Raw genomic sequence first — 24,915 nt, 5'->3', positions numbered from 1 at the left:
CCCGTATACCTGAGGCTTGCGCAACCCTTGTAGGAGCGGGTTTACCCGCGAATACGGTGGCGGCGGCAACGGTGAACCGCGGGTGGAGATTGGCCAGCAGGCCCGGCCCATTCGCGGGTGAACCCGCTCCTACGACGGCCTCGTATACCTGAGGCTTGCGCATCCCTTGTAGGAGCGGGTTTACCCGCGAATACGATAGCGGCGGCAACGGTGAACGGCAGGTAGAAATTGGCCAGCAGGCCCGGCCCTTTCGCGGGTGAACCCGCGCCTACACAACCTTGTAGGAGCGGGTTTACCCGCGAATGGGCTGCGCAGCAGCCCCAATCAATTTATCTGGCGGAAGTCTGCTCGGCCAACGCCACCGCACGGAACATCGCCCGGCGCTTGTTGATGGTTTCTTCCCATTCCAGCGCCGGCACCGAGTCGGCAACGATGCCGCCACCGGCCTGCACATGCAGCTCGCCATCCTTGATCACCGCAGTACGAATAGCAATGGCGGTATCCATGTTGCCGTTCCAGGCAAAATAGCCGACAGCACCGCCGTAAACCCCACGCTTGACCGGTTCCAGCTCGTCGATGATCTCCATCGCACGGATCTTGGGCGCACCCGACAAGGTGCCAGCCGGCAGAATCGCCCGCAGTGCATCCATCGCCGTCAGGCCTTCACGCAGCTGGCCGGTAACGTTGGAAACAATGTGCATCACGTTGGAGTAACGCTCGATCACCATCTTCTCGGTCAGGCGCACACTGCCGGTCGAAGACACACGGCCGACATCGTTGCGGCCCAGATCGATCAGCATCAGGTGCTCGGCAATTTCCTTGTCGTCCGACAGCAGGTCGTCTTCCAGCGCACGATCGGCCTCTTCGGTCGCACCACGCGGGCGGGTACCGGCAATCGGGCGCACGGTGACCAGGTTGTCCTCGACACGTACCAGCACTTCGGGCGAGCTGCCGACCACATGGAAGTCACCGAAGTTGAAGAAGTACATATATGGCGTCGGGTTGAAGCAGCGTAGCGCGCGATACAGGTCGATAGGCGCAGCCTTGAAGTCGATCGACATGCGCTGCGACGGCACCACCTGCATACAGTCCCCGGCCAGGATGTATTCCTTGATACGACCGACGGCGTTTTCGTAATCCTCGCGGGTGTAGCTGGAGCGGAACGCCGGCTCGGCCGCCGGCGGGCCGCTCAGGTCCAGGCCGCGGCGTGGGGTGATTGGCTGGCGCAAGGTTTCCAGCAAACCTTGCAGACGTGCCTGGCCCTGTTCGAAGGCCTGATCTTCAGCGGGGTCGACCAACACGATGGCGTGCATCTTGCCCGCCAGGTTGTCGAACACCACCACCGCGTCGGACACCATCAGCAGGATATCCGGTACGCCCAGCGGGTCCGGGTTGGGGCTGGCGCCCAGACGCTTTTCTACATAACGAACGCAGTCGTAGCCAAAGTAGCCAACCAGGCCGCCATTGAAACGCGGCAGGCCGGGGATATCGGCAACTTTGTAGCGGTCCTTGAAGGTTTCAACGAATGCCAGCGGGTCTTCGACCTCGCAGCTTTCCACCTCGACGCCATCGTGCAGGATGCTGACATGGTAGCCATGCACACGCATCACGGTGCGCGATGGCAAGCCGATCATCGAGTAACGGCCCCACTTCTCGCCGCCCTGCACCGATTCGAGCAGGTACGAGTTGGGCTGGTCAGCCAGTTTCAGGTAGATCGACAGCGGCGTGTCGAAGTCGGCCAAGGTTTCACAGGCCAAGGGAATACGGTTGTAGCCGGCAGCGGCCAGGCGCAGGAATTCTTCGCGGTTCATGAGTGGTCTCGTGGCAAGCAGCAATAGGTCAGGCAAACGGACGGGCCGGCACACGCCGGCAGGCTGAAGTCAGGCGCGCCAACGCCAACGGGCCAAGGCCTTGATGACTTTCATCCAGAATTTGCCAGTAACCGCCACGGTGGACTCTCTGTCTTGTGAGGCTTGAAGGTCCGCCAACGTTATCCCAGTGGCCGGGTCTGCGCAACCGGGCAGCAATGCGCGCAGGTCGTCGATTACCAGGCTGGGGGATTCGTCGTCGATCGGCCGGCCATGGTTATAGCCGTAGGTCAGGCCCACGCATTGCACGCCAGCCGCCTTGGCCGCCTGCACGTCACTGCGCGAATCACCGACAAACAGGGACTGCTGCGGGGTGACACCGGCCATCTGCATGACAAACAACAACGCCGCCGGGTCGGGCTTTTTCTGCGGCAGGGTGTCGCCACCAATGATCCAGCGGAAGAAATTACCGATCTTCATCTGGTCCAACAGTGGGCCAACAAAGCGCTCAGGCTTGTTGGTAATCAGCGCCATCTCCACGCCCTGCTTGCGCAGCCAGCGCAGGGTGTCGCGCACGCCAGGATAAACCACGGTAAGTTCATGGCTTTCGGCATAAGCGTCCATGAACAGCGCCAGCGCCTGTTCTGCCAGCGCATCGTCCACGTCGGCATGGTCGATGCCGCCCGCCAACGCGCGGCGCACCAGTACCTGGGCGCCGTTGCCAACCCATTGGCGCACTGCCTCAAGGCCAGCAGGCGGGCGCCCCAGTTCGAGCAGCATGCGGTCCACGGCGGCGGCCAGGTCAGGCACGGAATCGATCAGGGTACCGTCCAGATCGAACATTACCAGCCTTGGCAGCGTCCCCGGGAACAGCTGCTCGAAGCCACTCATGGGCGGGCCAGGGCCAGTTCGGCGCGCATCTTGGCGATCACTTCCTGGTAGTCCGGGGCGTTGAAGATCGCCGAGCCGGCCACGAAAGTGTCGGCGCCAGCGGCAGCGATCTCGCGGATGTTGTTGACGTTCACGCCACCATCGATCTCCAGACGGATATCACGGCCACTGGCGTCGATCAGCGCACGCGCTTCGCGCAGCTTGTCGAGGGTGCCGGGGATGAACTTCTGCCCGCCGAAGCCTGGGTTGACGCTCATCAGCAGCACCATGTCGATCTTGTCCATCACATACTTCAGGGCGTCCAGGCTGGTGGCCGGGTTGAACACCAGGCCGGCCTTGCAACCACCATCCTTGATCAGCTGAAGCGAACGGTCGATGTGCTGCGTGGCTTCAGGGTGGAAGGTGATGTAGGTGGCACCCGCTTCGATAAAGTCGCCAATGATGCGGTCAACCGGGCTGACCATCAGGTGCACGTCGATCGGCGCAGTAACGCCGTACTTGCGCAGAGCGGTGCAAACCATCGGACCGATGGTCAGGTTGGGGACATAGTGATTGTCCATGACATCGAAGTGGACGATGTCTGCACCCGCAGCCAATACCTTGTCGACGTCCTCACCCAGGCGGGCAAAATCGGCAGAGAGAATGGAGGGGGCAATAGCGTAGGGCTGCATGGCGCACCTGTTGGCAGAGTCACGGTGGCGCGCATTGTAACTCAGGGAAAGCGATGAAGGCTGATTGGTATCAATTGGTGTCGACCAGCGCAACCTGTGCCGGCCTCCGCGACTTTAGCCGCGAAGAGGCCGGCACAGGCAACCCATCATCAAGCTGGCTGTTGAGTCCTCAGCTTCTCACTACGCCCACGCAACCATTCCAGGGTCAGCAGCAACAACACCGAGAACGCAATCAGCAAGGTCGCCGCCGCGGCAATGGTCGGGCTCAGGTTCTCGCGAATACCACTGAACATCTGCCGCGGCAGAGTTGCCTGTTCCGGCCCGGCGAGGAACAGCGTCACCACCACCTCGTCAAACGAGGTGGCAAAGGCAAACAGGGCGCCCGAGATGACACCGGGCGCGATCAGCGGCAGGGTCACCCGACGGAAAGCCAGCAGAGGCGAGGCTCCCAGGCTGGCCGCCGCACGCACCAGATTGTAGTTGAACCCCTGTAGCGTCGCCGACACGGTAATGATGACGAACGGCACACCCAGTACCGCATGCACCAGAATCAGCGAGGTGAAACTGTTGCCCATGCCCAGAGGGGCGAAGAACAGGTAACTGGCCACCCCGATGATCACTACCGGCACCACCATGGGCGAGATCACCAGCGCCATCACCAGCGACTTGCCGGGGAAATCGCCACGGGTCAGGCCGATGGCCGCCAAAGTGCCGAACACCATGGCCAGCACCGTGGCCGCTGGGGCAACGATGATGCTGTTTTTCAACGCCCGCATCCATTCGGCCGAGCCGAAGAAGTCCTGATACCACTGCAGCGAGAAGCCCTGCAGCGGGTACACCAGGAAGCTGCCACTGTTGAACGACAGCGGCACGATCACCAGCACTGGCAAGATCAGGAACAGCAGGATCAAGCCGCAGAGAATACGCAGGCTGTAGAACCAGACCCGCTCCACGGGCGACATGTATGGGCTCAGCATGACAGGCTCCTCAGCTCAGGCGCAGACGGCTGGCGCCGACCAGCCAGCTATAGATCAGGTACAACAGCACGGTCGCCAGCAGCAACAGCCCGCCCAGTGCGGTGGCCATGCCCCAGTTGATGCTGGTGTTGGTGTAGAAGGCGACGAAGTAGCTGACCATCTGGTCGTTGGGGCTACCCAGCAGCGCCGGGGTGATGTAGTAACCGATGGCAAGGATGAACACCAGCAGGCAACCGGCGCCAACACCGGCGTAAGTCTGCGGGAAGTACACCCGCCAGAAACTGGCGAACGGGTGGCAGCCCAGCGAGATCGCCGCACGCATGTAGCTCGGGGAAATACCCTTCATCACGCTGTACAGCGGCAGGATCATGAACGGCAGCAGGATGTGCACCATCGAGATGTAGACACCTGTGCGGTTGAACACCAGCTCCAGCGGCTGGTCGATGATGCCCATGGCCATCAGCGCGCTGTTGATCAGCCCGCCCGACTGCAGCAGCACGATCCAGGCCGCCACCCGCACCAGGATCGATGTCCAGAAAGGCAACAGCACCAGAATCATCAGCAGGTTGCTCTGCCGGGTCGGCAGGTTGGCCAACAAGTAGGCCAGTGGGTAGGCCAGTACCAGGCAGATAGTGGTAATCACCACACCCATCCACAGGGTACGGATAAAAATGTCCAGGTAAATGGCCTGGTCCGGGGTGGCCTTGGCCAGCTCACCAAGGTCATCGATGCGATGGTCCACCGAGGCCAACAGGTAGAAAGAAGTCACCGAACTGGTATTGCGGCGGATCGCCTGCCAATAAGCCGGGTCACCCCAACGCTCGTCGACAGCCTGCAACGCATCCTTATAAGAGGCAGGCTCAGCCTTGAAGGGCAGTGCACGGGCAGTCTTGGTCAACAAGCTGCGGTAACCGGCCAGCTCCATGTTCAAGCGTTTGGAAAGGTCACCAAGGGTCTGGTTCTTGCGCGACTCGGCCAAATCCTGGCTCAGCGCCTTGTAAACGTCCTCGCCTGGCAGGCTTTTGCCATCCCACTGGCTGATGACTTCCACCGTGCGCGGCAGGCCGCCGACCACTTCAGGGTTGCCGACGCTCTTGTACAGCAGCGCCGCAATCGGCACCAGGAACACCAGCAGAAGAAACAGCGCCAGCGGCGCGATCAACGCCTGCGCCTTCCAGCGGTTGACCCGCTCGGCGTGTTTGAGGCGCTGCTTGAGACTTGAACCTGCGCCTTCGTTGAGGGGCACTGCAATGGCCATGGCGAACTCCGCAATACAGGCTGAATTGGGGGCCGCTTTGCGGCCCCACACACTGGACGTTTACTTCTTCGCCGCCCAGGCGTTGAAGCGTTGCTCCAGCTGCTCGCTGTTGTCGGCCCAGAACGCCACGTCGATCTGCACCTGGTTGGCAATGTTCTCAGGCGTGGTCGGCATGTCTTTCTTCACGTCGTCCGACAGCAGGCTCACGGCCTTGGAGTTGGCCGGGCCATAGGCGATGTTTTCGGAGTAGATCTTCTGCTGCTCGGGCTTGACGCTGTAGGCGATGAACTTCTTCGCCTCTTCGACGTTTTTGGCGCCTTTAGGAATTGCCCATGCATCGAAGTCGTAGATGCCGCCGTTCCACACCACCTTGAGGTTGCTTTCTTTCTGCACAGCGGCAATACGGCCGTTGTAGGCAGAGCTCATGACCACGTCGCCAGAGGCCAGGAACTGCGGTGGCTGTGCACCCGCTTCCCACCACTGGATGCTGGGCTTGAGCTCGTCGAGTTTCTTGAAGGCGCGGTCCTGGCCTTCCTTGGTTGCCAGCACTTTGTAGACGTCCTTGGGCGCAACGCCGTCGGCCATCAGTGCAAATTCCATTGTGTACTTGGCGCCCTTGCGCAGGCCGCGCTTGCCCGGGAACTGCTTGGTGTCCCAGAAATCGGCCCAGCTGGTGGGGGCGGTCTTGAGCTTGTCGGCGTTGTAGGCCATGACCGTGGACCAGACGAAGAAGCCCACGCCGCAAGGCTGAATGGCACCAGGCACGTAGTCGGCCTCATTGCCGAACAGGGCTGGGTCGAGCTCTTCGAACATGCCCTCGTCGCAGCCGCGCGCCAGCTCTGGCGACTCAACCTCTACCAGGTTCCACGACACACTCTTGGTGTCGACCATCGCCTTGACCTTGGCCATTTCGCCGTTGTACTCACCCGCGACAATCTTGCCATTACCCGCTTTTTCCCAGGGTTCGTAGAACGCTTTGACCTGGGCAGCCTTGTTGGCGCCCCCGAACGAGATCACGGTGAGGTCTGCGGCCATGGCCTGGCCAGCGGTGAACAGCCCCAAAGCCAGGGCGGTCAGTTTCAACTGCTTGCGCATTATTATTCTCTCCACAGTACAGGGTTGGTGAAGCAATCCATCAATGGGCTTCGGCAATCGGATCGAGCGCGCGGGCGTGCTCCACCTCCCAGCCCAGCGGTACCACATCGCCCACGGCCAACGCCGGGTCGAGCTCGGCAATGGGCTGCTTCACGAAGAAGTCGCCTTTGCCGCAAACCTCCAGACGCACCCGCACGTGGTCGCCCAGGTAAATGAATTCGGCCACCCGGCCAGAGAACCGGTTCACGCAGCTTTCACTGTGGCCGTTCAGACGCACGCGCTCCGGGCGTATCGACAGGGTCACCGGCTCGCCGGCCTGGCCGACATTCACCGCCAGCGCCTCGACCCGCTCACCGCGAGGCAACTGCACCTGGCAACGTTTGCCATCGCTGGCCAGCAGGGTGCCGCTGATGCGGTTGTTCTCGCCGATGAAGTTGGCGACGAAGGTGTTGCAAGGCTCTTCGTACAGCGTGCGCGGGTCGGCGATCTGCTGGATTTCGCCCTGGTGGAACACCGCCACGCGGTCAGACATGGTCAGCGCTTCGCCCTGGTCGTGGGTCACGTACACCACGGTCACACCCAGGCGCTGGTGAATGTGCTTGATCTCCATCTGCATGTGTTCGCGCAGCTGCTTGTCCAGCGCGCCAAGTGGCTCGTCCATCAGCACCAGTTGCGGCTCGAACACCAATGCCCGGGCCAGCGCCACACGCTGCTGCTGGCCGCCAGACAGCTGGCCGGGGTAGCGTTTGGCGAAAGCGTCGAGCTGGACCATGTTCAGCACTCGTTTGACCCGCTCGCTGATGTCGGTCTTGCTCAGGTTGCGCACGGTCAGCGGAAAGGCCAGGTTCTCGGCCACGGTCATGTGCGGAAACAGCGCGTAGTTCTGGAACACCATGCCGATATCACGCTTGTGCGGCGGCACGTTGTTGATCGAGCGGCCGCCAAGCTGGATTTCACCGGCGGTGGGCGTTTCGAAGCCCGCCAGCATCATCAGGCTGGTGGTCTTGCCCGAGCCGGACGGGCCAAGCAGGGTGAGGAACTCGCCCTTGCGGATATCCAGGTTGAGGTCTTTGACGATCAGCGACTCGCCGTCGTAGCTCTTCTGCACACCACGGAAGCTGACCAGCGTTTCGCCGGTTGCAGCGTTCGACTTCGCCTCGCTCATGCCTGCACCTTCTTGTTGGATGACTGCGTAGGCAAAAGAGTAGAAGAGACGCAAGCGCCCGAAAATCGGGGGTACTGAGAGAATGCCATCATCCGGATGGAAGATTTGTTGTAGGGATCGCCCTACAAGGATGGCGGGTTTTGAACACTCACCTCAGCGCTGCATCGCCCCCTTGCAGGAGCGGGTTCACCCTCGAATAGGCCGGTTCAGGCACCGCAGATGGCAGGCCAGACTTCCTCGCGGGTAAACCCGACCCTACAAATAAAGAGCGGCGTAGTCATCAAAACGGCATGTCGCAATCAGACCAGCTTGTGCTCCATGGCGTACTTCACCAGCTCCGCCAGCGAGTTCACTTTCAACTTCTGCATCAGGCGTGCCTTGTGGGTGCTGATGGTCTTGCTCGACAGCGCCAACTGCTGGGCGATGTCGTTGACGTTGGCGCCTTGGGCCAGGCGCTCGAACACCGAAAACTCCCGCTCCGAGAGCAATGTGTGCAACGGCCGGGATTCGGTGAGGCCTACTTCGAACACCATGCGGTCGGCCAGCGACGGGTCAATATAACGCCCGCCACCGGCCACCCGACGAATCGCTGTCAACAACAACGCCGGATCACTGTCTTTGGTGGCATAGCCCGCCGCACCGGCCTTCAGCGCCCGCGCCGCCATCTGTGCCTCATCGTGCATCGACAACATCAGGATCGCTGGAGCATCGTGCAGCGCACGGATACGCGGGATCGCCTCCAGGCCGTTCACACCCGGCATCGAGATATCCAGCAGTACCACCTCGCACGGTGTGTGGCGCAGGGTTTCGAGCAACTGCTCGCCATTACCGGCCTCCCCCGCCACTTGCATGTCCTTGGCCAGGCCAATCAACTGCTTGATGCCTTCACGGACAATGGTGTGGTCTTCGGCCACCAGTACTCGAATCACGATTGCTCTCCTACTCCAACGGAATGGCCACGCTCAGGCTGGTGCCTTCGCCCGGCTCGCTTTCCAGCGTCATGCTCCCCCCCAGCATCAGCACCCGCTCGCGCACACCCACCAGGCCAAACGAGGTAGGCCGGGTCTGCTCGCGGCAAAAGCCTTGGCCATCATCACTGACCGTCATGCGCAACTGTCCGCCCTCACGTACCAGCTCAATCTCTACGCTGTGCGCCTGGGCGTGACGCATCACATTGGTCAGCGCCTCCTGGAGGATACGAAACAGCCCGGTGGCCTTGGCATCACTCAATGCTGGCAGATTATCGGGCACTTGCACCAGACAGGGGATTTGCGTGCGAGCCTCGAAACGCCGCGCCTGCCATTCGATGGCCGAGGCAATGCCGGCATCGAGGATCGGCGGACGCAAGGCAGTGGCGACATCGCGGACCAACTGGAACAACTGGGCAATCAGGCGTTTCATGCTCGCCAGGCGATCATTCAGGCCAGGGTCCAGCTCGGCATAGGCCAGCTCGCACATCGACACTTCCAGCTTGAGCACAGTCAGCATCTGCCCCAGCTCATCATGCACTTCCCGGGCGATACGGGCTTTTTCTTCTTCACGCACGCTCTCCAGGTGGGCCGAGAGTTCGCGCAGCTGCTCCTGGGACTTTGCCAGCGCCAGCTCGGCCCGCTTGCCCTGTGTGATGTCCCAGACTACACCGTCCCACACCACCTGGCCGTTGCCCAGATGCCGGGCGCTGGCCTTGATATCGGCCCAGCGCTGTTCGCCCTGCCGGGTGAGGATGCGCCCCTGCCAGGACCAGTCCTGGTCGCTGGCCAGGGCCAGGTCCTGCACCCTGTGATAATCAGCACGGTCCTCGGGGTGCACCAGGTTGCGCAGGCCCATCTGCGGGTGCTGGATCTCGCTAGGTGCATAACCCACCAATGCCTCGCTACCCTCACTGATATAGGGGAACTCCAGATCGCCCTCGGCTGGGTCACGTTCCAGGCGAAACACCAACCCTGGTACGTTGCCAGCAATGCCCTTGAGCCGCGCCTCACTTTCGCGAAGGGCCGCCAAGGCACGGTGGCGCTCAGTGACATCGGCGAGGTAGACCACCAGATATTCGGAATCACGAAAGCGCAGAAAGCTCAGTGACAGCTCCACGGGTAGCAAGCTTTGATCAGCCCGCCGGCATTGCGTCTCAAACTGACCGACACCCCCCGCCCCTGTCCGCGCCCCTTTCCACAGCTCCAGCCAACGGTCCATGTTCAGGCTCGGCTCGAAGTCGCTCAGCGGCCGCTCCAGCAACGCCCCTTCGCTGTAGCCCAACATGCGCTCGGCGGCATGGTTGGCGTAACGCACATGGCTGTCCCAGTTGACCCAGAGGATACCCACGGTGCTCTGATCGATGGCGAACTGGCTCAGGCGCAACGCCTCTTCGCGCACCTGGCGTTCAACAAGGCTCTCCCGCGCGGCCAACAGGCTGCGCTCCAGCTGGCGCTGCTGACGGCGTTGCCACACCAGCGTGGCCAAGGCACACAACAGCAACAGACCGAACAGCAAGGCCATGTTCTGCCAGAAGCCCGGCGACTCGCTCAGGCGCGGGTACTTCGGCTGCAACCAGCGCTGATGCAGTTGTTCCAGCTCCTTGGCCGGCACTGCCTGCAAGCCACGTTCAAGTACATCGGCCAGCAGCGGCCAGTCGCGCCGCGAACCGATACGCAACAGCTGCGGCAGGCCAATATCGCCGACCACCGCCAGCTCACCGAACTCGCTCTCGCGCGACAGGCGGCTGAGCTGCGCTTCATCCAGCACGGCGAAACTGGCCTGGCCACCTACCACCAGTTGCAAGGCCTCACGATCGTCGGGCACCCCCTGCAGGTTGAGGTTGCCGTAGTTGCCGCGCAGGTAATCCGCCAGCGGGCTGGGCATGCGCACCGCGACGCGTTGCTCGGCTTCAAGCTTTTCCAGCTCCACGGCCATGGCCCCGGTGCGCGGCCCCACCACCAGCTGTGGCACGCGCATGTACGGGTCGCTAAATAGCCACAGGCGCAGGCTGGCTGGCGTCTGGGTAAGGCCAGGGGCGAAGTCGATTTCGCCGCTTTGCAGGGCATGTTCCAAACTGGCCTGGTCACTGAAGTTACGCCAGGTGAGGTCCAGCCGCAGCGCCTGCGCCAAGCTGTTCACCAGCTCCACATTGGCCCCATACAGTTGCTGCAGACGCCGGTCGAACTGGGCGTAGGGCGCCTGCAACACCAGGCCGACACGCAGGCTGCGGTGGGTGTCCAGCCACTGCTGCTGGTCAGGCTCCAGCACCACAGAGGGCAGCGCCTCGGGCTTGGCCCAGGCAATCAAGGGCAGCCACAAGCAGCCGATAACCAACAGGCGACGCACTCGCTTCATCTATACGCTCGACTTGGCAAAGACGGCCATGCAGCATGGCCGTCACGGGCAAATACTATTAGGCTGCCGGTTTCATTCTGGCCTTGGGTTGACTCATGTCCACACTTTATCGCACGACGCTGGCAATGTGCTGCCTGGCCTCGGTCCTTCCACTCGGCGCCCTGGCCGCCGATGCCGAAAAACCACCTGCAAATACCATGGCACCGGCTGCCGAGGCCCCACGCCCACCCTTGCTGGAACGCAGCCAGGAGGATGCACTGGCGCTGGAGCGGCGGCTGCCCAAGGCTGAGCAGCAGACCCTGCAGGCCGGTGCCGACAGCTTCCTGGCCCTGTGGAAGCCGGCCAACGACAACGATCCGCAAGGGGCGGTGATCATTGTCCCCGGTGCAGGCGAAACGGCCGACTGGCCAAATGCAGTCGGCCCACTGCGGCAAAAATTCCCGGATATCGGCTGGCACAGCCTCAGCGTAAGCCTGCCCGACCTGCTCGCAGACAGCCCGCAAGCACGGGTCGAAGCCACACCACCGGCAGCGCCTGCGCCAGACAAAGGCGAAAGCGCACCGGTCAAAGACGTGCCGGCCGACGCCAACGCCAACGTGGCCCAAGCCACCGCGGCCGATGCCGATACAGCAGAAAGCACCGATGCCGAACAAGCCAGCGAGCAGGCCGACCCGGCAGATGCCGAACGCATCTTCGCCCGCCTGGATGCCGCCGTGGCGTTCGCCCAACAACACAATGCCCGCAGCATCGTACTGATCGGCCATGGTAGCGGTGCATATTGGGCGGCGCGCTACCTGAGCGAGAAGCAGCCACCGCAGGTACAAAAACTGGTGATGGTCGCTGCACAGACCCCTGCACGGGTGGAGCAGGACCTGGAAAGCCTGGCCCCAACCTTGAAGGTACCCACGGCCGATATCTACTACGCCACCCGCAGCGCTGACCGCAACGCAGCCCAGCAACGGCTGCAGGCCAGCAAGCGGCAGAAGGATAGCCAGTACCGACAATTGTCATTGATTGCCATGCCAGCAAACAAAGCGGCGGAACAAGAGCAATTGTTCCGCCGGGTGCGGGGGTGGATGAGCCCTCAGGGCTGAGTTCGGCTTGATCCTTGTGGCGGGGCGTCAAAGGCCGCGCCGCTTGCGGATCATGGCATAGGCCTGGTGCAACTCACGGGTGCGTGCGGTCGCTTCACGCACCTGCGCCTCGCTGGCACCAGTACCCGCCAGCTTGTCCGGGTGATGCCGACTGACAAGCCGACGATACGCCTGCTTGACCTTATCGGTGTCGGTGTCTGCGTCCACCGCCAGCAAGCGCAACGCTGCCGCGTAGGTCATGGGCACGCTTTCTGCGCCCGTGGCCTTGCGCGGCTCGTACTCCAGCGACATGGCCTGCACCTGGCGTCGGCTCATGCCCAGCTTCTGCCCCCAGTCCAGCAGCAACTCACGCTCCTTGTTGCCCATCTTGCCGTCCGCCCACACCATGCGCCAACACGCCCGCAAGGTACCTTCCGCCGCGTGGGGCTGCTGACTGATGCGCCGCAGGTGCCCGCCAAGCCGGTCCTTGCCCGCCTTGCCACGGTTGAACGCATTGATGGCGCGCAGCCGGGCTGCCTCGGCCAGGTCCAGGCGCACCATCTCCTGACGCGCCTGCTGGATATGCTGCTCGGCTACCCGGCCATCGCACTTGGCCAGACGCCCGAGCATCACGAACAACAACTCGTCATCGCGTAATGCGGGGCGCCCACCCAGGCGTTCGCGCATGTCTTCCCAGCCTTGCAAGCGCAGCCGGCGGTCAATGGCCTGCCCAAGCAACGCACCGAGCAAGGCACCCGGTATGCTCGCAACGGCAAAACCGGCACTCACACCAATCACCGTGCCTGGCCACCACATGTCAGGCGCGCTCGCCAATCAGAGACTCAGCCTCGGCCAGGCGTTCAAGCGTGCCAACATCCACCCAGTGCCCACGGTAGTGTTCGCCAGATACCTTGCCGGCCGCCATCGCCTGGCGCAGCAACGGTGCCAGCTTGAAGGCTCCCGCCTGGCAACCTTCGAACAGCGCCGGGTGCAGCACCGAAATGCCGCTGAAGGTCAGCGTGCCTGGCGCGTCATCGCCGTCAACGACCTGCTCGCCCATCAGGCGGAAGTCACCGCGGCCGTGATGGCCAGGGTTGTCGACCAGCACCAGGTGAGCCAGGCCTTGCAGGGGAGCCTGCAGACGCGCGAAGTCGTAGTCGGTCCACACATCGCCATTCACCAGCAGGAACGGCGCCTCACCCAACAAAGGCAGGGCCTTGAAGATGCCGCCGCCGGTTTCCAGCGGTTCACCTTCAGGTGAATAGCGGATGCTCAGGCCGAAGCGGCTACCGTCGCCCAGATGGTCCTCGATCTGCTGGCCAAGCCAGGCATGGTTGATCACCACTTCGGTCACGCCCGCTGCCGCCAGGGCGCGCAGGTGGTACTCGATCAGCGGCTGGCCGGCGACCGGGACCAACGGTTTTGGGGTGTGCAGGGTCAGCGGGCGCATGCGCTCGCCCTTCCCCGCAGCCAGGATCATGGCCTTCATGCACGCGCTCCGGCCTGCAACTCGGCAATCAGCTCACCCAGCTCCGCCAATTCGGGCCGGCGACCGATCACTTCATTTATATAGGCGAAGAAACGCGGCACGTCGCCCAGGTAACGCGGCTTACCGTCGCGGTGGCAGATACGGGCGAAGATGCCGATCACCTTCAAGTGCCGCTGCACGCCCATCAGGTCACTGGCGCGGTGGAAGGCTTCGAACTCGGCCTGCACCGGGATGCCAGCCGCCTGCGCCCGCTGCCAGTAGTCGCTCAGCCAGCCTTCGACCCGCGCCTGCGGCCAGCTGACAAAGGCGTCCTTGAACAGGCAGGTAATGTCGTAGGTGACCGGGCCGTATACCGCATCCTGAAAGTCCAGCACACCAGGGTTGGGGGTGCTCTGCATCAGGTTGCGCGGCATGTAGTCACGGTGTACCAGCACCTTGGGTTGCGCCAGGGCGCTGTCGATCAGCAACTGGCTGACGCGCTGCCAGGTGGCCTTCTGTGCATCGGTGAAGGTCAGGCCCAGCTCACGCCCCACGTACCATTCGGGGAACAGTTCCACTTCACGGCGCAGCAGGGCGTCATCGTAGCTGGGCAGCGGCGCGTCCATCGGCAAACGCTGGAACTTCAGAAGGGCATCGATGGCGTCGGCGAACAGGCCATCGGCGTTGTCGGCATTGATGATGTCAAGGTATGTCTGAGTGCCCAGATCCCCAAGCAACAAAAAGCCGCGTTCCAGGTCCTGGGCATGGATCAGCGGCACATGGACGTCAGCGCTGGCCAGCAGGTGGTCGATGGCGACGAACGGTCGGCAGTTCTCCTGCGGGGGGGGCGCATCCATGATCACGAAACTGTGGCCAGCGCCCTGCCAGCGGAAATAGCGGCGGAAGCTGGCGTCGCTGCTGGCAGCGGTCAAGCTGCCTGCAGGCACCTCGCCCCAGGCGTTGTCACGGAAAAGATCATTGAGCTGTTCATCGAGCCAGACCGTCAGTTGTTGCAGGCGTACATCGTGTTCAGGCATTGCAAGGGTCTCCGACGGCCCTAGCCGTCAAGCGGGTCATGCTTTATTATCCAGCATCTTTTTCAGACCATCGAGAGGCGTGCGGCCCCACACGCGGGCAGATGGCACGCAGGAAGCCCGGACTAATAAGATGGCATTGAAATCCCCCGCGTTTCGTAGAAAGTTTCCGTTGCTGGTAACCGGCGGTCTGCTGGCCCTGCAACCTCTGGCCACCTCATACGTAGTGGCAGCCGAACAGTTCGACTGCCAAGTGTCCGCCGCCGGTGGTTGGGACTGCAAGCCCAAAACCCCAGTCAACACCTTGCCACCGCGCCCGGTGCACGAAGGTGCAGCCGTCAGCTCCGGTACCGAAGCGGCGGGCGAAGCCGAAACTGCGGACCGGCCCGTGCTGGTTACCGAGGCCAAGGGCCGTGGTCTGAAGTCGCGCAGCGAAGACTACAGCCACCTGGACTGGGTTCCGCGTGAAAAGCTCACCGCCGCGCAGCTGGCTGAAACCGGCCCGTACTGCGGTGGCGCGTATATCGAGCCAACCCGCCCGGGCATGGCCGACACCACGCCGAAGGACGAGTCGCCAACCTACATCAATGCCAAGGTATCCAAGTACCAGCAGGAGCAGCAGGTCGCTACCCTCGCCGGTGACGTGGTAATGCGCCAGGGCAGCATGCAGGCCGAAGCCGACGAGGCCAACCTCTACCAGGCCGAAAACCGTGGCGAGCTCAAGGGCAACGTCAAGATCCGTGACAACGGTTCGCTGGTGGTCGGTGACGAGGCCCAGATCCAGCTCGACACTGGCGAAGCCCAGGTCGACAACGCCGAATACGTGATGCACAAGTCGCACATCCGCGGCAGTGCCCTGTACGCCAAGCGTGGCGAAAACGCCATCATCCGCCTCAAAGACGGTACGTACACCACCTGCGAACCGGGCAGCAACGCCTGGCAGCTGAAGGGCAACAACATCACCCTGAACCCGGCCACCGGTTTCGGTACTGCGACCAACGTTACGCTACGGGTCAAGGATTTCCCGGTGTTCTATACACCGTACATCTACTTCCCGATTGACGACCGTCGCCAGTCCGGTTTCCTGCCGCCGTCGTTCAGCACCAGCAGCGACACCGGCTTCATGCTGGTCACGCCGTACTACTTCAACCTGGCGCCTAACTACGACGCCACGTTGTACCCGCGTTACATGGCCAAGCGCGGCCTGCTGATGGAAGGCGAGTTCCGCTACCTGACACCTTCCAGCGAAGGCCAGTTCGGCGGCGCCTACCTGAACGACAAGAACGACGACCGCAAAGATCAGACGGATTACAAAGATCAGCGCTGGATGGTCAACTGGCAGCACAAGGGTGGCCTGGACGAACGCCTGATGACCGAGGTGGACTACACCGACATCAGCGACCCGTTCTACTTCCAGGACCTGGAATCTGACCAGATTGGCGTGGAAAGCCGCGACTTCCTGAATCAGCAGGGTGCATTGACCTACCGGGGCGATAGCTACACCGCGCGGCTGAACGTACATGCCTATGAGGCGGCGACCATTTCGCAGATCACGCCTTATGATCGACTGCCGCAGATTACCCTCAATGGCGTACTGCCTTCTCAGCCAGGGGGGTTGAACTTCGCTTACGAAACCGAGGCTGCGCGCTTCGAACGTGACTTGAAGAACGACACTGTGTTCGACAAGGACGGCAACCTGGACCTCACAGCGGGGCCCGATGGTCGTCGGCTTGACGAAAATATTCGAGGTATCGAGCGGGCCAACGGCACGCGCCTGAACGTCGCGCCGTCAGTCAGCTATCCAATGACAGCCAGCTATGGGTTCCTCACACCCAAACTGAAATACGCCTACACCCAGTACGATCTTGATCTGGACAGCAAAGGCAAAGCCGATGCAATCGCCTTGCAAGCCGCCGATCCAGGCGCGTACGGAAGCTACGACAGCTCTGTTAGCCGCGACGTGCCAATCTTCAGCGTCGACAGCGGCCTGTACTTCGACCGCAACACCTCGCTGTTTGGCAACAATTACCGTCAAACCCTCGAACCGCGCATGTTCTACCTCTATGTTCCGTACAAGGACCAGAAGGACATCCCGCTGTTCGATACCGGCGAAACCCTGTTCAGCTACGATTCGCTGTTCCGCGACAACCGCTTCAGCGGCACTGACCGTATCGGCGACGAAAACAAACTGTCGCTGGGCGTGACCACACGCTGGATCGAAGACAACGGCTTCGAGCGCCAGAACTTCAGCATCGGCCAGGCCTACTACTTCAAAGACCGCAAGGTCCAGCTGCCAGGCATCGACTACCGCACCCGCAAGGACGCGCAGTCCGATGTATCGCCATACGCCCTGGTGTACAACTACTACTTCAACCGCGACTGGCGCCTCAATTCGGACTTCAACTGGGACCCGGACAGCCGCAGCACCCGCTCGGGCAGCGCGATGTTCCACTACCAGCCTGAAGACAACCCGAACAAAATCGTCAACCTCGGTTATCGCTACCGTAACGACACCATTGCCTACGACTCGACCACGGGTACCTGGAAAGTGGGCGGTGGTGACTATGGCACCCCGGGCGATCCGAACTACATCAAGGATTACTACAAGATCCAGCAGCACGACTTCTCGGTCATCTGGCCGATCGTGCCGCAGTGGAACGTAATCGCTCGCTGGCAGCATGACTACAACCGCAACCGTACCCTGGAAGCCATGGGTGGTTTCGAATACGACAACTGCTGCTGGAAGCTGCGCCTGATCAACCGTTACTGGATCGACTACGACGATTTCAGCCAGGCCCTTCCACAGAACGAAAAAGGCGACCACGGTGTCTTCCTTCAGATCGTCCTGAAAGGCCTCGGCGGCGTAGTTGGCAACAAGGTCGAGTCTTTCCTCGACCAAGGCATTCAAGGTTACCGTGAACGTGAAGACCAAGCTTATTGATCGTCTGCGCCCAGTGTTGCTGGGCGTCGCTTTGCTGAGTGGCGCGGTGCATGCCGCGGTGCAACCTCTTGATCGCGTGGTGGCTATCGTCGACAACGACGTGGTCATGCAAAGCCAGCTGGACCAGCGTGTCCATGAGGTCCAGCAAACCATCGCCAAGCGCGGCGGCGGCGTGCCGCCGACCAGCGCTCTGGAACAGCAGGTACTGGAACGCCTGATCGTCGAGAACCTGCAGCTGCAGATCGGCGAGCGCTCTGGCATCCGCATCACCGACGAAGAGCTGAACCAGGCCATTGGCACCATTGCCCAGCGCAATGGTATGTCGCTGGACCAGTTCCGCGCGGCGCTGGCCCATGACGGCCTGTCGTTCGACGACGCTCGCGAACAGGTCAAGCGCGAGATGATCATCAGCCGCGTGCGCCAACGCCGCGTTGCCGAACGCATCCAGGTGTCCGAGCAGGAAGTGAAGAACTTCCTGGCCTCGGACCTGGGCAAGATGCAGATGTCGGAAGAGTACCGCCTGGCCAACATCCTCATCCCGACCCCGGAAGCCGCCAACTCGGACGATATCCAGAAGGCTGCGCGCAAGGTCGGTGACGTGTACCAGCAACTGCGCCAGGGTGCCGACTTCGGCCAGATGGCGATTGCCAACTCGGCCAGCGAAAACGCCCTGGAAGGCGGCGAGATGGGCTGGCGTAAAGCCGGTCAGCTGCCACCTGACTTCGCCAAGATGCTCAGCAGCATGCCAGTGGGCGAAATTACCCAGCCTATTCGCATCCCCAACGGCTTCATCATCCTCAAGCTCGAGGAGAAGCGCGGTGGCAGCGAGAACGTGCTGCGCGACGAAGTGCATGTACGCCACATCCTGATCAAGCCAAGCGAGATCCGCAGCGAGGCGGCCACCCAGCAGCTGGCCGAGCGCCTGTACGATCGGATCAAGAACGGCGAAGACTTCGGCGAACTGGCCAAGAGCTTCTCGGAAGACCCGGGTTCGGCACTCAACGGGGGCGACCTCAACTGGGTCGATCCGAACAGCCTGGTACCGGAGTTCCGTGAACAGATGGCCAATGCCCAGCAAGGCGTGGTGACCAAACCGTTCAAGACCCAGTACGGCTGGCACGTTCTGGAAGTGCTGGGCCGCCGCGCCACCGACAGCACCGAGCAGGCTCGCGAACAGCAGGCCCTGAGCGTACTGCGCAACCGCAAGTACGACGAAGAGCTGCAAACCTGGCTGCGCCAGATCCGCGACGAAGCCTACGTTGAAATCAAGCTGCCTGGCGCTGACCAGGCCGCCCAGTGAAGCCCCTGCGCTTCGCCGTCACCCCCGGCGAGCCGGCCGGCATAGGCCCCGACCTGTGCCTGCTGCTCGCCGCAGACGCCCAGCCCCACCCCCTGATCGCCATCACCAGCCGTGACCTGCTCGCCGAGCGGGCCACGCAGCTGGGGCTGGCCGTCAGCCTGCTGCCGGTAGCCCCGGGCCAATGGCCTGACCTCCCGGCACCCGCAGGTAGCCTGTACGTCTGGGATACCCCCTTGGCGGCTCCGGTGGTGCCAGGCCAGCTGGACAAGGCCAACGCAGCGTTCGTGCTGGAAACCCTGACCCGCGCTGGGCAAGGCTGCCTGGACGGGCACTTCGCCGGGATGATCACGGCCCCGGTTCACAAGGGAGTGATCAACGAAAGCGGTATCGCCTTTTCCGGGCATACCGAATTCCTTGCCGAACTGACCCGCACCGCACAAGTGGTAATGATGCTGGCCACCCGCGGCCTGCGCGTGGCCCTGGTGACCACGCACCTGCCACTGCGTGATGTTGCCGACGCTATCACTGCAGAGCGCGTCGAACGTGTAACCCGTATCCTGGATGCCGACATGCGCGACAAGTTCGGCATTGCCAACCCGCGTATCCTGGTGTGTGGCCTCAACCCGCACGCGGGCGAGGGCGGCCACCTGGGCCGCGAAGAAATCGACATCATCGAGCCGACCCTGGCCCGCCTGCGCACCGAAGGCATGGACCTGCGCGGGCCGCTGCCGGCCGATACCCTGTTTACCCCCAAATATCTGGAGCACTGCGATGCGGTGCTGGCGATGTACCACGACCAGGGCCTTCCCGTACTCAAGTACAAAGGCTTCGGCGCAGCAGTGAACGTGACCTTGGGCCTGCCAATCATCCGCACGTCGGTTGACCACGGCACCGCCCTGGACCTGGCCGGCACTGGCAAAGTCGACACCGGCAGCCTGCGCGTCGCACTGGAAACCGCCTACCAGATGGCCGAGAACCGACCATGAACGAGCAATACCAACACCGGGCGCGCAAGCGCTTCGGCCAGAACTTCCTGCACGACGCCGGTATCATCGACCGCATCCTGCGTGCCATCAACGCCAAGGCCGGCGAACACCTGCTGGAAATCGGCCCGGGCCAAGGCGCCCTGACCGAAGGCCTGCTGGGCAGTGGCGCACAGCTGGACGTGGTGGAGCTGGACAAAGACCTGGTGCCGATCCTGCAGCACAAGTTCGCTGATCGCAGCAACTTCCGCCTGCACCAGGGTGACGCCCTGAAGTTCGACTTCAACCAGCTGGGCGTGCCGCCGCGCAGCCTCAAGGTGGTTGGCAACCTGCCCTACAACATCTCCACCCCGCTGATCTTCCACCTGCTCAGCCACGCCGGGCTGATCCGCGACATGCATTTCATGCTGCAGAAGGAAGTGGTCGAGCGCATGGCCGCCGGTCCTGGCGGCGGTGACTGGGGGCGCTTGTCGATCATGGTGCAGTACCACTGCCGCGTGGAGCACCTGTTCAATGTCGGCCCTGGTGCCTTCAACCCACCCCCGAAAGTGGATTCGGCAATCGTCCGCCTGGTGCCGCACGAAGTGCTGCCGTTCCCGGCCAAGGACCACCTGCTGCTGGAGCGTGTCGTTCGCGAAGCGTTCAACCAGCGCCGCAAGACGCTGCGCAACACCATGAAAGGCCTGCTGGACAGCGCCGCCATCGAGGCTGCCGGCGTTGATGGCAGCCTGCGCCCTGAACAGCTCGACCTGGCAGCCTTCGTGCGCCTGGCTGACCAGCTGGCGGATCAGCAACAAGCCTGATTTAGCCTGTACCGGCCGCTTCGCGGGCCACAAGGGATCGCACAACCCTCAAATCCTGTGCGACCCCTTGTAGGAGCGGGTTTACCCGCGAAGCGGCCGGCACAGACAACACCCCCCCCAAGCCCGATCACCGCTGGCCCTCCCCCCTCCCAATGGCCTAGACTGCATTATTGCGTCAGTTCGCCCAAGGCCCTTGCATGTCCGACCCCCGCTATCAAATCGACGTCAGCGTCGTGACCCGCTACCTGAAAGAACAATCCGACCCCGAAAACAGTCGCTTCGCTTTCGCCTACACCATTACCGTGCAGAACAACGGCTCGCTCAGCGCCAAGTTGCTGTCGCGCCACTGGCTGATCACCAACGGTGACGGCGAGGTAGAGGAAGTCCGCGGCGCCGGTGTGGTCGGTCAGCAACCCAACATCGACCCAGGCCAGAGCCACACTTACAGCAGTGGTGCCGTCATCAGCACCCGCGTTGGCACCATGCAGGGCAGCTACCAGATGTTCGCCGAAGACGGTAAGCGCTTCGACGCCGAGATTGCCCCCTTTCGGCTGGCAGTGCCCGGAGCGCTGCACTGATGGCCACCTACGCCGTCGGTGACCTGCAGGGCTGCCTGCAGCCACTCAAATGCCTGCTCGATCGCGTCAGTTTCAACCCCGCCGTCGACCGCCTGTGGCTGGTCGGCGACCTGGTCAACCGCGGCCCCGAGTCACTGGAAACCCTGCGCTTCCTGTACTCGATCCGTCATTCACTGGTCTGCGTGCTGGGCAACCATGACCTGCACCTGCTGGCCGCCTGGCACAACGTCGAGCGCCTCAAGAAAAGCGACACACTGCGCGAGATCATCGAAGCGCCGGACGCCGACCAGCTGTTCGACTGGCTGCGCCAGCAGAAGCTGCTGCATTACGACGAGCCCCGCGGCATCGCCCTGGTTCATGCCGGCATACCGCCACAATGGACCCTTGGCAAAGCCCTGGAGCTCGCTGCCGAGGTCGAGGAAGTGCTGCGTGACGACACCCGCCTGCAGCTGTACCTCGACGGCATGTATGGCAACGAGCCGAACAAGTGGAGCAAGAACCTCGCCGGCGTCGAACGCCTGCGGGTCATCACCAACTACTTCACCCGCATGCGCTTCTGCACGGCCGATGGCAAACTCGACCTCAAGAGCAAGGAAGGCCTGGGTAGCGCGCCCAAAGGCTACAAAGCCTGGTACGCGCACAAGGACCGCCGCTCACGCCACGTGAAGATCATCTTTGGCCATTGGGCCGCTCTGCAGGGTGAGGTCACCGAGCCCGACGTCATCGCCCTGGACACTGGCTGCGTATGGGGCGGCGCCATGACCCTGTACAACGTCGACAGCGGCGAATACCACCGCTGCGACTGCGCCGACGACGGCACCCTGCGCCAGCCGGCACAACCCACTACACTCAACGACCACACCTGAAGGAAGTAGTACCCATGAGCGAATTCAAGCGCATCCCTCCTGAGCAGGCCTTGGAGCTTCGCAAGAAAGAAGGTGCGGTCGTCGTCGACATTCGCGACCCACAGGCCTTCGCCGCCGGCCACATCACCGGCGCCCGGCACCTGGATAACCACTCGGTCGCCGATTTCATCCGCAACGCCGACCTCGACGCGCCAACCCTGGTGGTCTGCTATCACGGCAATTCCAGCCAAAGCGCTGCCGCCTACCTGGTAGGCCAGGGTTTCTCCGACGTGTACAGCGTGGACGGCGGCTTCGAACTGTGGCGTGCGACCTACCCGGCCGAGACCGCCCAAGGCAGCACTGAATAATTTTTTTAATTTTTCCTGCAGCCCGCGCCCCGTGCGGGCTTGCGGCTTATCTGACGAACGGTCATTCGTAACTTCTGCCCTCCTCGCCCCTTGACCTTGCAGATAACCAACTACGCTTAAGCTCAGGCCATCCAAAAAAGGGGAGAGCCGGTACACCGGCGTGCGGGTCATCGGTAGCGTTACAGGGTGTTCTGGGGGGTATACAGCAATCGGCCAACCCGGTTGCATGCCAGCATCAGCTGACTGATCCGGCGTCGTCTCCACGTATCGAGCGAGGTGACGTCATGAGTATTTTTAGCCACTTCCAACAACGTTTCGAGTCTACGCGCCAGGAAGAACTCTCGCTGCAGGAGTACCTCGAGCTGTGCAAAGAGGATCGCAGTGCCTACGCATCGGCGGCCGAACGGCTGTTGCTGGCCATCGGTGAGCCAGAACTGATCGACACCTCTACCAACTCCAGGCTGTCGCGCATCTTCTCCAACAAGGTTATCCGCCGCTATCCGGCCTTTGCCGACTTCCATGGCATGGAAGAGTGCATCGACCAGATCGTGTCGTACTTCCGCCACGCCGCCCAAGGCCTGGAAGAGAAGAAACAGATCCTCTATCTGCTGGGCCCGGTAGGCGGCGGCAAGTCCTCGCTGGCGGAAAAACTCAAGCAGCTGATGGAAAAGGTGCCGTTCTACGCGATCAAGGGCTCGCCGGTATTCGAGTCACCTCTGGGCTTGTTCAATGCCACCGAAGATGGGGCCATTCTCGAGGAAGAGTTCGGCATCCCACGGCGCTACCTCAATACCATCATGTCGCCTTGGGCCACCAAGCGCCTGCAGGAGTTTGGCGGGGACATCTCCAAGTTCAAGGTGGTGAAGCTGTACCCGTCGATTCTTAACCAGATCGCCATTGCCAAGACCGAACCCGGCGATGAAAACAACCAGGACATCTCGGCCCTGGTCGGCAAGGTCGATATCCGCAAACTTGAGGAATACCCACAGAACGACGCCGATGCTTATAGCTACTCGGGCGCGCTGTGCCGGGCCAACCAGGGCCTGATGGAATTCGTCGAAATGTTCAAGGCGCCGATCAAGGTCCTGCACCCCTTGCTCACCGCCACCCAGGAAGGCAACTACAACAGTACTGAAGGCCTTGGGGCGATTCCCTATACCGGGATTCTGCTGGCGCACTCCAACGAATCGGAGTGGCACACCTTCCGTAACAACAAGAACAACGAAGCGTTCATCGACAGGATCTATATCGTCAAGGTGCCGTACTGCCTGCGGGTCAGCGATGAAATAAAGATCTACGACAAACTGCTGGTCAACAGCTCGCTGTCCAAGGCCCACTGTGCCCCAGATACGCTCAAGATGCTGGCTCAGTTCACGGTGCTTTCCCGCCTGAAAGAGCCAGAGAACTCCAATATCTATTCCAAGATGCGTGTTTACGACGGGGAAAACCTCAAGGACACCGATCCAAAGGCCAAGTCGATCCAGGAATACCGGGACTCTGCGGGTGTCGACGAAGGCATGAACGGCCTGTCGACGCGCTTCGCCTTCAAGATCCTGTCCAAGGTGTTCAACTTCGACCCACACGAAATTGCCGCCAACCCGGTGCACCTGCTGTATGTCCTCGAACAGCAGATCGAACAGGAACAATTCCCGGCTGAAGTGCGCGAACGCTATCTGCGCTACCTGAAGGAATACCTGGCACCGCGCTACATCGAGTTTATCGGCAAGGAAATCCAGACCGCCTACCTGGAGTCCTACAGCGAATACGGCCAGAACATCTTCGACCGCTACGTGTTGTATGCAGACTTCTGGATCCAGGATCAGGAATACCGCGACCCGGAAACCGGCGAAATTCTCAACCGCATTGCGCTCAACGAGGAACTGGAAAAGATCGAGAAACCGGCTGGCATCAGCAACCCGAAAGACTTCCGCAACGAGATCGTCAACTTCGTACTGCGCGCACGCGCTAACAACAACGGCAAGAATCCAAGCTGGCTGAGTTATGAAAAGCTGCGGGTCGTGATCGAGAAGAAAATGTTCTCCAACACCGAAGACCTGCTGCCGGTCATCAGCTTCAACGCCAAGGCCAGCAAAGAGGACCAGAAGAAACACAACGACTTCGTCACCCGGATGGTGGAGCGTGGCTATACCGACAAACAGGTGCGCCTGCTGTCGGAATGGTACCTGCGGGTCAGGAAATCGCAATAAAGCGGCAAGCTACGAGCCGCAAGCTGCAAGCTGCCTGGCGTTGGCATTGCTGCCCGCGTCACAGCTTGCAGCGGCGGTGGCTGCTCTTTCTTGCAGCTTGAAGCTTGTGGCTTGCAGCTTGTG

The 24,915-nt window shown here is 62.0% G+C and carries 21 protein-coding genes; 9 read left to right on the top strand and 12 right to left on the bottom strand.

Annotated elements, in window-relative coordinates:
* Window positions 1-329: 329 nt before the first annotated feature.
* The 9 genes from trpE to KW568_RS01970 form a co-directional block, all read right to left on the bottom strand.
* Window positions 330-1,811, bottom strand: coding sequence for an anthranilate synthase component I (gene trpE, locus KW568_RS02010; protein ID WP_003255536.1), 1,482 nt, complete (start codon window positions 1,809-1,811; stop codon window positions 330-332).
* A 69-nt stretch (window positions 1,812-1,880) separates the two neighbouring features.
* Entirely contained in the window at window positions 1,881-2,699 is an 819-nt protein-coding gene (locus KW568_RS02005; protein WP_004576196.1) for a phosphoglycolate phosphatase, read from the bottom strand.
* Complete coding sequence (rpe, locus tag KW568_RS02000) at window positions 2,696-3,370, bottom strand: ribulose-phosphate 3-epimerase (RefSeq protein WP_003255539.1); 675 nt, start codon at window positions 3,368-3,370, stop codon at window positions 2,696-2,698. Before rpe ends, KW568_RS02005 begins: the two co-directional genes overlap by 4 nt.
* A gap of 149 nt (window positions 3,371-3,519) precedes the next feature.
* On the bottom strand, window positions 3,520-4,347 hold the full coding sequence (locus KW568_RS01995; RefSeq protein WP_003255542.1) for an ABC transporter permease: 828 nt from the start codon (window positions 4,345-4,347) through the stop codon (window positions 3,520-3,522).
* Window positions 4,348-4,357: 10 nt separating this feature from the next.
* Complete coding sequence (locus tag KW568_RS01990; protein WP_003255544.1) at window positions 4,358-5,605, bottom strand: ABC transporter permease; 1,248 nt, start codon at window positions 5,603-5,605, stop codon at window positions 4,358-4,360.
* A gap of 60 nt (window positions 5,606-5,665) precedes the next feature.
* The gene (locus tag KW568_RS01985; RefSeq protein WP_004576195.1) at window positions 5,666-6,700 is read right to left on the bottom strand and encodes an ABC transporter substrate-binding protein; all 1,035 of its coding nucleotides are present in this window, start codon (window positions 6,698-6,700) and stop codon (window positions 5,666-5,668) included.
* A gap of 40 nt (window positions 6,701-6,740) precedes the next feature.
* Entirely contained in the window at window positions 6,741-7,865 is a 1,125-nt protein-coding gene (locus KW568_RS01980) for an ABC transporter ATP-binding protein (protein WP_003255547.1), read from the bottom strand.
* Between the two features lie 299 nt (window positions 7,866-8,164).
* A complete protein-coding gene (locus KW568_RS01975) occupies window positions 8,165-8,797 on the bottom strand; it encodes a response regulator transcription factor (protein ID WP_173401663.1) in 633 nt (210 codons plus the stop codon).
* Window positions 8,798-8,804: 7 nt separating this feature from the next.
* Window positions 8,805-11,192, bottom strand: a complete 2,388-nt coding sequence (locus KW568_RS01970; RefSeq protein WP_004576194.1) for a PAS domain S-box protein — start codon at window positions 11,190-11,192, stop codon at window positions 8,805-8,807.
* A gap of 95 nt (window positions 11,193-11,287) precedes the next feature.
* Here KW568_RS01970 and KW568_RS01965 point away from each other — a divergent pair, with 95 nt between their 5' ends.
* Window positions 11,288-12,286, top strand: a complete 999-nt coding sequence (locus KW568_RS01965) for an alpha/beta hydrolase family protein (RefSeq protein ID WP_004576193.1) — start codon at window positions 11,288-11,290, stop codon at window positions 12,284-12,286.
* Between the two features lie 27 nt (window positions 12,287-12,313).
* Here the strand turns inward: KW568_RS01965 and KW568_RS01960 are convergent, their stop codons facing one another.
* Genes KW568_RS01960 through KW568_RS01950 form a run of 3 tightly spaced genes read right to left on the bottom strand, consistent with a single transcriptional unit; the run spans window position 12,314 to window position 14,770 of the window.
* Window positions 12,314-13,081, bottom strand: coding sequence for a TerB family tellurite resistance protein (locus tag KW568_RS01960; protein ID WP_003255552.1), 768 nt, complete (start codon window positions 13,079-13,081; stop codon window positions 12,314-12,316).
* Between the two features lies 1 nt (window position 13,082).
* The gene (murU, locus tag KW568_RS01955) at window positions 13,083-13,754 is read right to left on the bottom strand and encodes an N-acetylmuramate alpha-1-phosphate uridylyltransferase MurU (protein WP_003255553.1); all 672 of its coding nucleotides are present in this window, start codon (window positions 13,752-13,754) and stop codon (window positions 13,083-13,085) included.
* A complete protein-coding gene (locus KW568_RS01950; RefSeq protein ID WP_003255554.1) occupies window positions 13,751-14,770 on the bottom strand; it encodes an aminoglycoside phosphotransferase family protein in 1,020 nt (339 codons plus the stop codon). The genes murU and KW568_RS01950 overlap by 4 nt, the downstream gene beginning before the upstream one ends.
* 130 nt (window positions 14,771-14,900) lie before the next feature.
* Between KW568_RS01950 and KW568_RS01945 the strand changes: the two genes are divergently transcribed.
* From KW568_RS01945 to KW568_RS01910, 8 genes are all read left to right on the top strand, one after another.
* On the top strand, window positions 14,901-17,708 hold the full coding sequence (locus KW568_RS01945) for an LPS-assembly protein LptD (RefSeq protein WP_004576192.1): 2,808 nt from the start codon (window positions 14,901-14,903) through the stop codon (window positions 17,706-17,708).
* Window positions 17,683-19,008, top strand: a complete 1,326-nt coding sequence (gene surA / locus KW568_RS01940; protein ID WP_019750284.1) for a peptidylprolyl isomerase SurA — start codon at window positions 17,683-17,685, stop codon at window positions 19,006-19,008. Before KW568_RS01945 ends, surA begins: the two co-directional genes overlap by 26 nt.
* Window positions 19,005-19,994 carry a 4-hydroxythreonine-4-phosphate dehydrogenase PdxA gene (gene pdxA / locus KW568_RS01935; RefSeq protein WP_259537506.1) on the top strand — a complete coding sequence of 330 codons (990 nt, stop codon included), beginning with the start codon at window positions 19,005-19,007 and terminating at the stop codon, window positions 19,992-19,994. Before surA ends, pdxA begins: the two co-directional genes overlap by 4 nt.
* Entirely contained in the window at window positions 19,991-20,794 is an 804-nt protein-coding gene (gene rsmA, locus KW568_RS01930) for a 16S rRNA (adenine(1518)-N(6)/adenine(1519)-N(6))-dimethyltransferase RsmA (RefSeq protein WP_003255558.1), read from the top strand. Before pdxA ends, rsmA begins: the two co-directional genes overlap by 4 nt.
* Before the next feature lie 197 nt (window positions 20,795-20,991).
* Window positions 20,992-21,372, top strand: coding sequence for a Co2+/Mg2+ efflux protein ApaG (apaG, locus tag KW568_RS01925; RefSeq protein WP_003255559.1), 381 nt, complete (start codon window positions 20,992-20,994; stop codon window positions 21,370-21,372).
* Window positions 21,372-22,238: a symmetrical bis(5'-nucleosyl)-tetraphosphatase gene (locus KW568_RS01920; RefSeq protein WP_004576191.1), complete on the top strand. Its 867-nt coding sequence runs from the start codon at window positions 21,372-21,374 to the stop codon at window positions 22,236-22,238. Before apaG ends, KW568_RS01920 begins: the two co-directional genes overlap by 1 nt.
* Window positions 22,239-22,252: 14 nt before the next feature.
* Window positions 22,253-22,585: a thiosulfate sulfurtransferase GlpE gene (gene glpE / locus KW568_RS01915; RefSeq protein WP_003255562.1), complete on the top strand. Its 333-nt coding sequence runs from the start codon at window positions 22,253-22,255 to the stop codon at window positions 22,583-22,585.
* 284 nt (window positions 22,586-22,869) lie between these two features.
* Window positions 22,870-24,792, top strand: a complete 1,923-nt coding sequence (locus KW568_RS01910) for a PrkA family serine protein kinase (protein ID WP_003255563.1) — start codon at window positions 22,870-22,872, stop codon at window positions 24,790-24,792.
* The last annotated feature ends 123 nt before the right edge of the window (window positions 24,793-24,915 follow it).

The organism is Pseudomonas sp. HD6515 (assembly GCF_024971855.1).
GTDB classification, from domain to species: domain Bacteria; phylum Pseudomonadota; class Gammaproteobacteria; order Pseudomonadales; family Pseudomonadaceae; genus Aquipseudomonas; species Aquipseudomonas alloputida.
The sequence above is the reverse complement of the archived record's forward strand: the minus strand, read 5'-3'. Positions and strand labels throughout refer to the sequence as shown.

What these genes read in the sequence shown, in the direction of transcription:
- trpE (WP_003255536.1), bottom strand. Translation starts at nt 1,811, where the DNA reads ATGAACCGCGAAGAATTCCTGCGCCTGGCCGCTGCCGGCTACAACCGT.
- KW568_RS02005 (WP_004576196.1), bottom strand. Translation starts at nt 2,699, where the DNA reads ATGAGTGGCTTCGAGCAGCTGTTCCCGGGGACGCTGCCAAGGCTGGTA.
- rpe (WP_003255539.1), bottom strand. Translation starts at nt 3,370, where the DNA reads ATGCAGCCCTACGCTATTGCCCCCTCCATTCTCTCTGCCGATTTTGCC.
- KW568_RS01995 (WP_003255542.1), bottom strand. Translation starts at nt 4,347, where the DNA reads ATGCTGAGCCCATACATGTCGCCCGTGGAGCGGGTCTGGTTCTACAGC.
- KW568_RS01990 (WP_003255544.1), bottom strand. Translation starts at nt 5,605, where the DNA reads ATGGCCATTGCAGTGCCCCTCAACGAAGGCGCAGGTTCAAGTCTCAAG.
- KW568_RS01985 (WP_004576195.1), bottom strand. Translation starts at nt 6,700, where the DNA reads ATGCGCAAGCAGTTGAAACTGACCGCCCTGGCTTTGGGGCTGTTCACC.
- KW568_RS01980 (WP_003255547.1), bottom strand. Translation starts at nt 7,865, where the DNA reads ATGAGCGAGGCGAAGTCGAACGCTGCAACCGGCGAAACGCTGGTCAGC.
- KW568_RS01970 (WP_004576194.1), bottom strand. Translation starts at nt 11,192, where the DNA reads ATGAAGCGAGTGCGTCGCCTGTTGGTTATCGGCTGCTTGTGGCTGCCC.
- KW568_RS01965 (WP_004576193.1), top strand. Translation starts at nt 11,288, where the DNA reads ATGTCCACACTTTATCGCACGACGCTGGCAATGTGCTGCCTGGCCTCG.
- KW568_RS01960 (WP_003255552.1), bottom strand. Translation starts at nt 13,081, where the DNA reads ATGTGGTGGCCAGGCACGGTGATTGGTGTGAGTGCCGGTTTTGCCGTT.
- murU (WP_003255553.1), bottom strand. Translation starts at nt 13,754, where the DNA reads ATGAAGGCCATGATCCTGGCTGCGGGGAAGGGCGAGCGCATGCGCCCG.
- KW568_RS01950 (WP_003255554.1), bottom strand. Translation starts at nt 14,770, where the DNA reads ATGCCTGAACACGATGTACGCCTGCAACAACTGACGGTCTGGCTCGAT.
- KW568_RS01945 (WP_004576192.1), top strand. Translation starts at nt 14,901, where the DNA reads ATGGCATTGAAATCCCCCGCGTTTCGTAGAAAGTTTCCGTTGCTGGTA.
- rsmA (WP_003255558.1), top strand. Translation starts at nt 19,991, where the DNA reads ATGAACGAGCAATACCAACACCGGGCGCGCAAGCGCTTCGGCCAGAAC.
- apaG (WP_003255559.1), top strand. Translation starts at nt 20,992, where the DNA reads ATGTCCGACCCCCGCTATCAAATCGACGTCAGCGTCGTGACCCGCTAC.
- KW568_RS01920 (WP_004576191.1), top strand. Translation starts at nt 21,372, where the DNA reads ATGGCCACCTACGCCGTCGGTGACCTGCAGGGCTGCCTGCAGCCACTC.
- glpE (WP_003255562.1), top strand. Translation starts at nt 22,253, where the DNA reads ATGAGCGAATTCAAGCGCATCCCTCCTGAGCAGGCCTTGGAGCTTCGC.
- KW568_RS01910 (WP_003255563.1), top strand. Translation starts at nt 22,870, where the DNA reads ATGAGTATTTTTAGCCACTTCCAACAACGTTTCGAGTCTACGCGCCAG.